Source organism: Streptomyces sp. NPDC107498 (genome assembly GCF_055582805.1).
The window spans coordinates 233,967-243,342 of sequence record NZ_JBVJPE010000003.1 but is presented as its reverse complement, the minus strand read 5'-3'; the positions used below and the strand labels follow the sequence as shown (position 1 = coordinate 243,342).

The following is a 9,376-nucleotide window of genomic DNA, read 5'->3' as shown; positions in this document are numbered from 1 at the left end:
GTGCCCCCGCGGGGTGTTCCGCGGTCAGTGCGTCTCGGCACCGACCTTCGGGAGGGGTCGGACGCCCGCGTCGCCCGCGTCCGCCGTGTAGTCCTCCGGGGAGGTCTCGTCGACGCCCTCGGGGGCCTTCACGGCCTTGAGGACGAAGGTCAGGACGACCGTGACGAGGACGTTGAGCACGAAGGCGGTGAGGCCGATGTAGCCGATCTCGCCGATGCCGGGGATCTCGGCGGCCGAGCCGCCGAAGTGCTTCTGGGTCGGGCTGGCGACGCCGTACGCGGCGGCCGTGCCGTAGACCATGCCGACGGCCCAGCCGGCGAGCAGCGCCCAGCGGTGGAACCAGCGGGTGAACAGGCCGCCGACGAGCGCCGGGAAGGTCTGGAGGATCCAGATGCCGCCGAGCAGCTGGAAGTTGATGGCGACCGTCTTGTCCATGGTGAGGACGAAGACGAGCGCGCCGACCTTCACCAGGAGGGAGACCAGCTTGGAGACCTTGGTCTCCTGGGCCGGGGTGGCGTCCTTCCTGATGAAGTCCTTGTAGATGTTGCGGGTGAAGAGGTTGGCCGCGGCGATCGACATGATCGCGGCCGGGACGAGCGCGCCGATGCCGATCGCGGCGAACGCGACGCCCGCGAACCAGTCCGGGAACATGGTCTCGAAGAGCTGCGGGATGGCGAGCTGGCCGTTCTTGACCTTGATGCCGGCGGCGATCGCCATGAAGCCGAGCAGCGCGAGCAGGCCCAGCATCAGCGAGTACAGCGGCAGGATCGTGGTGTTGCGGCGGATGACGTTCCGGCTCCGGGACGACAGGGTCGCCGTGATGGAGTGCGGGTACATGAAGAGCGCGAGGGCCGAGCCGAGCGCGAGCGTCGCGTACGTCCACTGGCCCGCCTCGCCCGGGGCGAGCGCGCCGCGCGGCTTGCCGGTCGCCGGGTTGGTCTGCGCGAAGGCCTCGCCCGCCTTGTCGAAGATCTCGTCGAAGCCGCCGAGCTTGATCGGAATGTAGATGATCGCCACCGCGATGACGATGTAGATCAGCGTGTCCTTGACGAAGGCGATGAGCGCGGGGGCGCGCAGGCCGGAGGAGTACGTGTACGCCGCGAGGACGCCGAAGGCGATGAGCAGCGGCAGGTCCTTGACGAACCAGTTCGTGTCCTCGCCGCCGCCGACGCCCATCACGTCCAGGACGGCCTGGATGCCGACGAGCTGGAGCGCGATGTACGGCATGGTGGCGAGGATGCCGGTGATCGCCACCGCGAGCGACAGGCCCTTGGAGCCGAAACGGCCGCGCACGAAGTCGGAGGTGGTGACGTACCCGTGCTTGTGCGAGACCGACCAGAGGCGCGGCAGGAAGGTGAAGATCAGCGGGTACACCAGGATCGTGTACGGGACGGCGAAGAAGCCGGCCGCGCCCGCCGCGTAGATGGCCGCGGGGACGGCGACGAAGGTGTACGCCGTGTAGAGGTCGCCGCCGAGCAGGAACCAGGTGACCCAGGTGCCGAACGACCGGCCGCCCAGGCCCCATTCGTCGAGGCTGTGCTCGTTCTCGGCCTTGCGCCAGCGCGCGGCCAGGAAGCCCATGACCGTGACGGCCAGGAAGAAGAAGACGAAGACGCCGAGCGCCACGCCGTTCACGCCGTCCTTCATCGCGCGTCACCTCCCTTGCGGGCGCGCTGGTCGCGCTTCCAGAGCTGGTACGCGAGCATGGTCAGGGCGGTCGAGATCACGACCCAGAGCATCTGGTACCAGTAGAAGAAGGGGATGCCGGCGAAGGCCGGATCCACCTTCGCGTAGGAGCTCACCCAGAGCATCGCGACGAACGGCGCGAAGAGGCAGAGCGCGATCACCACTCTCACCGGTGTGATGACCGGTTGTTTCCCTTGTGTCGGTTCTGACATGGCGAGACCGTCCCCTCACTGATCACCTCGTGGTGCCGAGGAAATCTAGGGGACGGTCCCGCTGTTAGGAACCCCCGTCCGTATAACGGATCAACCGTCAGTCGCGGGCGCCCTCAGCCGTTGGGGCGCTGGAGGCGCGCCACGAACTTGTACCGGTCGCCGCGGTAGACGGACCGCACCCACTCCACCGGCTCGCCCCGGGCGTCCAGCGAGTGGCGGGAGAGCATCAGCATCGGCAGGCCCACGTCCGTGCCGAGCAGCCCGGCCTCGCGCGGGGTGGCGAGGGAGGTCTCGATGGTCTCCTCGGCCTCGGCGAGGTGCACGTCGTAGACCTCGGCGAGCGCCGTGTAGAGCGAGGTGTACTTCACCAGCGAGCGGCGCAGCGCGGGGAAGCGCTTCGCCGACAGGTGGGTGGTCTCGATCGCCATCGGCTCGCCGCTCGCCAGGCGCAGGCGCTCGATGCGGAGCACCCGGCCGCCGGCCGAGATGTCGAGCAGCCCGGCGAGGGTGTCGTCGGCCGTGACGTACCCGATGTCGAGGAGCTGCGAGGTGGGCTCCAGGCCCTGGGCGCGCATGTCCTCCGTGTAGGAGGTGAGTTGCAGGGCCTGCGAGACCTTGGGCTTGGCCACGAAGGTGCCCTTGCCCTGGATGCGCTCGAGCCGGCCCTCGACGACCAGCTCCTGGAGCGCCTGGCGCACGGTGGTGCGCGAGGTGTCGAACTCGGCGGCGAGCGTGCGCTCCGGCGGGACCGGCGTGCCGGGCGGCAGGGTCTCCGTCATGTCGAGCAGGTGCCGCTTCAGTCGGTAGTACTTGGGCACGCGCGCGGTGCGGGTCGGCGTCCCGCCCTCTGTCTCCGTACTGCCCGCGTCCGTGGCCATGGCCTGCCTTCCCGAGTCCTGTGCTGCTGCCGTCACCGGCTCCTCCGTCTGTCGCGGCTCACATGGTGGCACGGACCGGTCACGGGTCGTCGCCCTCCCTCAGGTGTCGGTCCGATAACGGACGCGACTGCCCTTCTTATACACCCTTGACACCCCTAAAGGTCTAGGCCAAGCTCCGGGTACTGGTCTAAACCATTAAAGACCAGGTCCCAGCCCCACGAGCACTACCTGACGTATGTCTTCGCGCGGTGGGCAGGGGTTGCAGGCATCCCTGAGGAGGGTGGCGTGAAGCGCAAGCTCATCGCGGCGATCGGCGTCGCGGGCATGATGGTCTCCATCGCTGCGTGTGGTTCGGACAGCGACAGCGGCAAGGACGGCGGCAAGGGGACTGCCGGCGGCGACAAGAGCCTGACCGTCTGGGTCATGGACGGATCCGCTCCGGACGCCTGGATGGCCGAGGTGAACAAGGCCTTCGAGGCCAAGCACCCGGGCGTCAAGGTCAAGGTCGAGAAGCAGATCTGGAACGGCATCCAGGAGAAGGTCACCACCGCCCTCTCCGAGGACACCCCGCCGGACGTCCTGGAGCTCGGCAACACGCAGACCGCCGGCTACGCGGTCACCGGCGGCCTCGCCGACCTCTCCGGCGACAAGGCCGCGCTCGGCTACGACGCCTGGAACAAGGGCATGGTCGCCTCCAACGAGCTGGACGGCAAGCTCTACTCCGCCCCCTGGTACGCCGCCAACCGCGTCGTCGTCTACGACAAGGCCGCCTTCAAGAAGGCCGGCGTCACCCCGCCGAAGACCCGCGCCGAGTGGATCGACGGCCTGAAGAAGCTCAAGGCGTCCGACCCCAAGTCGCAGGCCATCTACCTGCCGGGTCAGTCCTGGTACGTCCTCGCCGGCCTCGTCTGGGACGAGGGCAGCGACCTCGCGGTCAAGGACGGCGACAAGTGGAAGGGCAACCTGTCCTCCCCCGAGGCCGTCAGCGCCATGAACTTCTACAAGGAGCTGGCGTCCTACTCGACCGCTCCGAAGGACAAGGACGAGGCGACCCCGCAGCAGTCCACCGACATCGTCCCCAAGGGCGGCGTGGCGTCCTGGATCGGCCTCGGCTGGGAGGCCGGCGGCGCGATCGACGCCATGAAGAAGGCCGGCAAGACCGCCGACTTCGGCTACTTCCCGATCCCGGGCAAGACCGCCGACAAGCCGGGCTCCGTCTTCCTCGGCGGCTCGAACCTCGCCATCGCCGAGCGCTCCAAGAACAAGGACCTCGCGAAGGAGTGGCTGGCCCTCGCCGCCGGCAAGGAGTTCATGACGAAGTACGCCGCCGCCACCGAGGGCGCGCTGCTTCCCAACACCGACTCCGCGCAGTTCAAGCCGGCCGCGGGCTCCTTCGCCGAGGCCATGGCCGCCTCCTCCGTCTCCGGCAAGGTCACCCCGGTCACCCCGGGCTGGGCGAACGTCGAGACCGCCCCGAACCCGATCAAGGACTACATGACCAAGGTCCTGAAGGGCGAGGACGCCAAGAAGGCCGGCGAGGCGGCCGACAAGGTCATCGACGAGCGCATCAACCAGCAGTGATCCACGGCCCCGGTGGTGCGGCCGGTCCGCACCGGCCGCACCACCGGGGCGTCGCAGCGATGCAGTGATCAGCGGCCCGCTCCCCCGGGCCGTGCCCCGGTGGGCGCGGGAGCCCCAGAACCGCGAGGAATGAGACCATGACCGTGGACTCCCAGGGGACGGCGACCGCCGGTCCCCAGGACGCGCCCGGGAGGGCGGCAGGGAAGTCGCAGACTCCGCCACCCCCTCCGGGCCCGAAGGCAGTCCTTCAGCCTCCACGAGGCAGGCGCTCCCTGCCCGGCGGGGTGCTGCCCTACCTGCTCGTCGCGCCGGCCCTGTTGTCCATGGCGGTGCTGCTGCTCTACCCGCTGATCCGCAACGTGATCCTCTCCTTCCAGCAGCTCAACCGGAAGGAGTTCATCACCCGCGAGACGGTCTGGACCGGCTTCGACAACTACACCGGCCTCCTCGGCGACGCGGACTTCTGGACCGTCGTCGTCCGCAGCGTCGTCTTCACGGCCGTCAACGTCGCCCTCATCATGGCGATCGGCACGGGCATCGGCCTGCTGCTCAACCGCCTCGGCAAGAAGATGCGCCTGGTCCTCTCCCTGGCCCTGATGTTCGCCTGGGCCATGCCGATCGTCGCCTCCGTCACGGTCTTCCGCTGGCTCTTCGACGAGCAGTTCGGCGTCGTGAACTGGCTGATGCGCACGCTGGGCTTCTCCGGCTACGACCAGCACAACTGGTTCGAGACCGGCTTCTCCACCCTGGTCATCGTCCTGATCCTGCTCGTCTGGGGCTCCGTCCCGTTCGTCGCCCTCAACATGTACGCCGGCCTGACCACCATCGGCTCCGAGCTGTACGAGGCCGCGAAGATGGACGGCGCGAGCGGCTGGCGGACCTTCTGGGCCGTGGTCTTCCCGAACCTCCGGTCCTTCTTCATGATCACGACGTTCCTGGAGATCATCTGGATCTTCAAGGCGTTCGCGCAGGTCTACGCCATGAACCTGGGCGGCCCCGACCGCGGTTCGGAGACGCTCCCGGTCTTCGCCTACATCGAGGGCGTCGGACAGTTCCACTACGGTGTCGCCGCCGCCATCTCCATCCTGACGATCGTGATGCTCATCGCGGTCATGTCCTTCTACTTCCGCCTGATCCTGAAGGAGGAGGAGCAGCTGTGAGCACCGCCACCACCCCGACCCCGCAGAAGCTGCGCACCAGGAAGCCGCTCACCGTCGCCGCGGTCGCCAAGAACCTCGGCGCCCTCCTGATCGCGGTCGTGTTCGTCTTCCCGGTCTACTGGATGTTCTCGTCCTCGCTGAAGCCGCAGCACGAGATCATGACCAAGGACCCGGTCTTCGTCTTCACGCCGACGTTCGAGAACTACAAGACCGCGACCGGCGTCGACCTGTTCTGGACGTACGTCACCAACAGCCTCACGGTCACCATCGGCGCCGTGCTCCTCGCCCTGGTCGTCGCCCTGGCCGCGAGCTTCGCGATCGCCCGCCTCAAGTTCAAGGGGCGCAAGGGCATCGTCCTCGTCGTGATGATGGCGCAGATGGCCCCCTGGGAGGTCATGGTCATCGCGATGTACATGATCTCCCGTGAGAACGACCTGCTGAACAGCATCCCGATGCTCACGCTCATCTACTTCGTCATGGTCCTCCCCTTCACGATCTGGACCCTGCGCGGCTTCATCGCCGCCGTCCCGGTCGAACTGGAGGAGGCCGCGCAGATCGACGGCTGCACCCGCGGCCAGGCCTTCCGCAAGGTGATCTTCCCGCTGCTCGCGCCCGGCCTGATGTCGACCTCGCTCTTCGGCTTCATCACCGCCTGGAACGAGTTCGCCATGATCCTCATGCTGAACAAGGAGAAGGAGTCGCAGACCCTGACGCTCTGGCTGACCCAGTTCCAGACCGCCTTCGGCAGCGACTGGGGGGCCACCATGGCCGCCTCCACGCTCTTCGCCCTCCCCGTGCTCATCGTCTTCCTCTTCCTCCAGCGCAAGGCCGTCGGCGGCATGACCGCCGGCGCGGTGAAGGGATAACGGCTCTCCATGACCACACTCGTACGCGGCGCGGACACCCTGACCCGTGACGCGCTCACGGTCCTCCAGCCCGGCTTCGTCGGCACCACCGCCCCCGACTGGCTGCTCCGCCGCATCGGCGAGGGCCTCTCCTCGGTCGGACTCTTCGGCCGCAACATCGCCGATCCCGAGCAGCTCGCCGCCCTCACCGGGCGGCTGCGCGCCGAGCGGGACGACGTCCTCGTCGCCATCGACGAGGAGGGCGGGGACGTCACCCGCCTGGAGGTCAAGCAGGGCTCGTCCTTCCCCGGCAACTACGCGCTGGGCAGCGTCGACGACGTCGAGCTCACCCGGGCCGTCGCCCGCGAGCTCGGCCGCCGGCTCGTGGAGTGCGGCGTCGACCTGAACTGGGCGCCCTCGGCGGACGTCAACTCCAACGCCGAGAACCCGGTCATCGGCGTCCGCTCCTTCGGACCGGACCCGGACCTGGTCGCCCGGCACACCGTGGCGTACGTCGACGGCCTCCAGGGCGTCGGGGTCGCGGCCTGCACGAAGCACTTCCCCGGACACGGCGACACCAACGTCGATTCGCACGACGCGCTGCCCCGGATCGATGTGGACCTCGCCACACTGCACACCCGTGAGCTGGTGCCTTTCCGCGCGGCCGTCGCCGCGGGTACCAAAGCGGTCATGAGCGCGCATATTCTGCTCTCCGCGCTCGACCCCCGTCGTCCGGCCACCCTGAGCCCGCAGATCCTCACCGGTCTGCTGCGCCAGGAGCTGGGCTTCGAGGGGCTGATCGTCACCGACGGCATGGAGATGCGGGCCGTCGCGGCGACGTACGGCATCGAGCGCGGATCCGTCCTCGCGATCGCCGCGGGCGCCGACGCCATCTGCGTCGGCGGCGGGCTGTGCGACGAGGGCACCGTGCTGCGGCTGCGGGACGCCCTCGTCGACGCGGTGCGGACCGGTGAACTGCCCGAGGAGCGGCTGGCCGACGCCGCGGCGCGCGTGCGCGCCCTGGCGGCCTGGACCCAGGCGCACCGGGCCAGGGGGGCTGGTTCGGTGCCGGGCGCGGCAGTGCAGGAGGGGACCGCGCCCGGCGCCGACATCGGACTCGTCGCGGCCCGCCGGGCCCTGAAGGTGACCCGGGGGGAGCGGCCCCACACACCGGTGACCGGCGCCCCCTACGTGGCCTCCTTCACCCCGGTCGCGAACTTCGCGGTCGGCGACGAGACGCCCTGGGGCGTCGCGGCCGAGCTGGAGCGCCTGCTGCCCGGCACGGAGGGCGGCTCGTACGGCGAGTCGTCCGTGGACGCCGTCCTGGCCGCCGCGGGGGAGCGGCGGATCGTGGCGGTCGTACGGGACGCCCACCGGCACCCGTGGATGACCCGGGCCCTGGACGGCCTCCTCGCCGCCCGCCCCGACACCGTCGTGGTCGAGATGGGCCTCAACGAGGCGGAGCCCCGCGGGGCCCTGCACATCGCCACCCACGGCGCGGCCCGGGTCTGCGGCCGCGCCGCCGCCGAAGCCGTCGTCGGAACCGGCTCCTGAGGAAAGGCCCGGGAAAGGCCTGAGGAGAGACGGGGAGGGGCCCGGGTACCTGGACAGGTACCCGGGCCCCTCCCCGTACGGGTCCTAGATGCCCTGCCAGGCGGGCTTGTTCGCGAAGGTGTGGCGGAAGTAGTCCGCGAGCTTCAGCTCGGAGGCGGCGGCCTCGTCCACGACGACCGTGGCGTGCGGGTGCAGCTGCAGCGCGGAGGCCGGCACGAGCGCGGCCACGGGGCCCTCGACGGTCTGCGCCACGGCCTCGGCCTTGCCCTCGCCGGTGGCGAGCAGCACCAGGTGGCGGGCCTCCAGGATGGTGCCGATGCCCTGGGTGATGACGTGGTGCGGCACCTGCTCGATGTCGTCGTCGAAGAAGCGGGCGTTGTCCACGCGGGTCTGCTCGGTGAGCGTCTTGATCCGGGTGCGGGAGGCGAGCGAGGAGCACGGCTCGTTGAAGCCGATGTGCCCGTCGGTGCCGATGCCGAGGATCTGCAGGTCCACGCCGCCGGCGTCGACCAGCGCCTTGTCGTAGGCCTCGCAGGCCGCCAGGACGTCCTCGGCGGAGCCGTCGGGACCCATGAAGGCCTCCGGGGAGAGCCCGAGCGGCTCGACGACCTGGCGGAGCACGGTGGAGCGGTACGACTCCGGGTGCCCCGCGGGCAGGCCGACGTACTCGTCCAGCTGGGCGATCCGCGCCCGGGAGGCGTCCACGGCGCCGGCGGACACCCGGGCGACGAGGGCGTCGTAGATCGGGATCGGGGTCGAGCCCGTGGCCACGCCGAGCAGCGCGTCGGGCTTGCGGCGCAGGAGGTCGGCGATGCCGTCCGCGATGAGCTCGCCGCCGGCCTCGGCGTCCTTGACGATGACAACTTCCACGCTGTGCCTGCCGATCTGGTGAGGGGCTGCTGAAAGGACCGTGTGGTATAGACCAATCTAAGGTCAAATCTAGCAGAGGGGAGGCCCTCTCCTCATGCCGTTCCGCCCCGCGGACGGCGCCGCCTCCATCGTCGACCGCACCCGCCCCACCAGCCACTCGAACCCCGCCCCGCCCCGCCCGGGCCTCCTCGATCGCGGCGGCCGCGTCCTTCGCCGCCGTGCTCTTCACGGAGCCCGGCCATCCGCTCGGCCGGCCGGTGATCTCCGCGGCCGTGAACCGCCCGACCCCGGAGGTCGAGGAGTCCCTGCGGACCCGCGACGGGGCGACGGCGGAGGAACTGGCCGCGGTGGCGGAAACGGCGATGCGCGCCTGGCCGGCCTGAGGGGACGCGGTCCGCCTGGGGAGACTCGGTCCGCCTGGGGAGACTCGGTCCGCCTGGGGGGGGCGCGGTCCGTCGGCGGACCGGGGGCGAGAGGCCCCGGAAAACCCGCGGGCCGCGGCGCCCGGCGGGACCCTCGGCCCGCCCGGCACCGCAGCCCGGAGTTGCCCGGCCGGGGGTGTGCGGTCCCTCGGCCGTGGGGGAGGTCTC

General features: G+C 70.1%; 9 protein-coding genes. 5 read left to right on the top strand and 4 right to left on the bottom strand.

The genetic code is table 11. From position 1 onward, the window contains the following. Window positions 1-24: 24 nt before the first annotated feature. From mctP to ACZ66Z_RS06780, 3 genes are all read right to left on the bottom strand, one after another. A complete protein-coding gene (gene mctP, locus ACZ66Z_RS06790; protein WP_469932923.1) occupies window positions 25-1,647 on the bottom strand; it encodes a monocarboxylate uptake permease MctP in 1,623 nt (540 codons plus the stop codon). After that, window positions 1,644-1,898: a DUF3311 domain-containing protein gene (locus tag ACZ66Z_RS06785; RefSeq protein WP_467117309.1), complete on the bottom strand. Its 255-nt coding sequence runs from the start codon at window positions 1,896-1,898 to the stop codon at window positions 1,644-1,646. The genes mctP and ACZ66Z_RS06785 overlap by 4 nt, the downstream gene beginning before the upstream one ends. A 113-nt stretch (window positions 1,899-2,011) precedes the next feature. Then, window positions 2,012-2,776, bottom strand: a complete 765-nt coding sequence (locus ACZ66Z_RS06780) for a GntR family transcriptional regulator (protein WP_469933194.1) — start codon at window positions 2,774-2,776, stop codon at window positions 2,012-2,014. 285 nt (window positions 2,777-3,061) lie between these two features. On the opposite strand from ACZ66Z_RS06780, the gene ACZ66Z_RS06775 reads away from it, so the two are divergent. From ACZ66Z_RS06775 to ACZ66Z_RS06760, 4 genes are all read left to right on the top strand, one after another. After that, on the top strand, window positions 3,062-4,357 hold the full coding sequence (locus ACZ66Z_RS06775; protein ID WP_469932922.1) for an extracellular solute-binding protein: 1,296 nt from the start codon (window positions 3,062-3,064) through the stop codon (window positions 4,355-4,357). 137 nt (window positions 4,358-4,494) lie between these two features. After that, window positions 4,495-5,517: a carbohydrate ABC transporter permease gene (locus tag ACZ66Z_RS06770; RefSeq protein WP_469932921.1), complete on the top strand. Its 1,023-nt coding sequence runs from the start codon at window positions 4,495-4,497 to the stop codon at window positions 5,515-5,517. Window positions 5,518-5,546: 29 nt separating this feature from the next. Next, window positions 5,547-6,383: a carbohydrate ABC transporter permease gene (locus ACZ66Z_RS06765; protein ID WP_469933193.1), complete on the top strand. Its 837-nt coding sequence runs from the start codon at window positions 5,547-5,549 to the stop codon at window positions 6,381-6,383. Between the two features lie 9 nt (window positions 6,384-6,392). Then, a complete protein-coding gene (locus ACZ66Z_RS06760) occupies window positions 6,393-7,916 on the top strand; it encodes a glycoside hydrolase family 3 protein (RefSeq protein WP_469932920.1) in 1,524 nt (507 codons plus the stop codon). An 84-nt stretch (window positions 7,917-8,000) separates the two neighbouring features. On the opposite strand, the gene nagB is transcribed toward ACZ66Z_RS06760, so the two are convergent. Then, the gene (gene nagB, locus ACZ66Z_RS06755) at window positions 8,001-8,786 is read right to left on the bottom strand and encodes a glucosamine-6-phosphate deaminase (RefSeq protein WP_469932919.1); all 786 of its coding nucleotides are present in this window, start codon (window positions 8,784-8,786) and stop codon (window positions 8,001-8,003) included. 218 nt (window positions 8,787-9,004) lie between these two features. Here nagB and ACZ66Z_RS06750 point away from each other — a divergent pair, with 218 nt between their 5' ends. Next, window positions 9,005-9,169 (top strand): hypothetical protein, encoded by a 165-nt coding sequence (locus ACZ66Z_RS06750; RefSeq protein WP_469932918.1) that lies wholly within the window; start codon window positions 9,005-9,007, stop codon window positions 9,167-9,169. Window positions 9,170-9,376: the final 207 nt, after the last annotated feature.

Coding starts and splice junctions, on each gene's coding strand:
- mctP (WP_469932923.1), bottom strand. CDS start 1,647: ATGAAGGACGGCGTGAACGGCGTGGCGCTCGGCGTCTTCGTCTTCTTC.
- ACZ66Z_RS06785 (WP_467117309.1), bottom strand. CDS start 1,898: ATGTCAGAACCGACACAAGGGAAACAACCGGTCATCACACCGGTGAGA.
- ACZ66Z_RS06780 (WP_469933194.1), bottom strand. CDS start 2,776: ATGGCCACGGACGCGGGCAGTACGGAGACAGAGGGCGGGACGCCGACC.
- ACZ66Z_RS06770 (WP_469932921.1), top strand. CDS start 4,495: ATGACCGTGGACTCCCAGGGGACGGCGACCGCCGGTCCCCAGGACGCG.
- ACZ66Z_RS06760 (WP_469932920.1), top strand. CDS start 6,393: ATGACCACACTCGTACGCGGCGCGGACACCCTGACCCGTGACGCGCTC.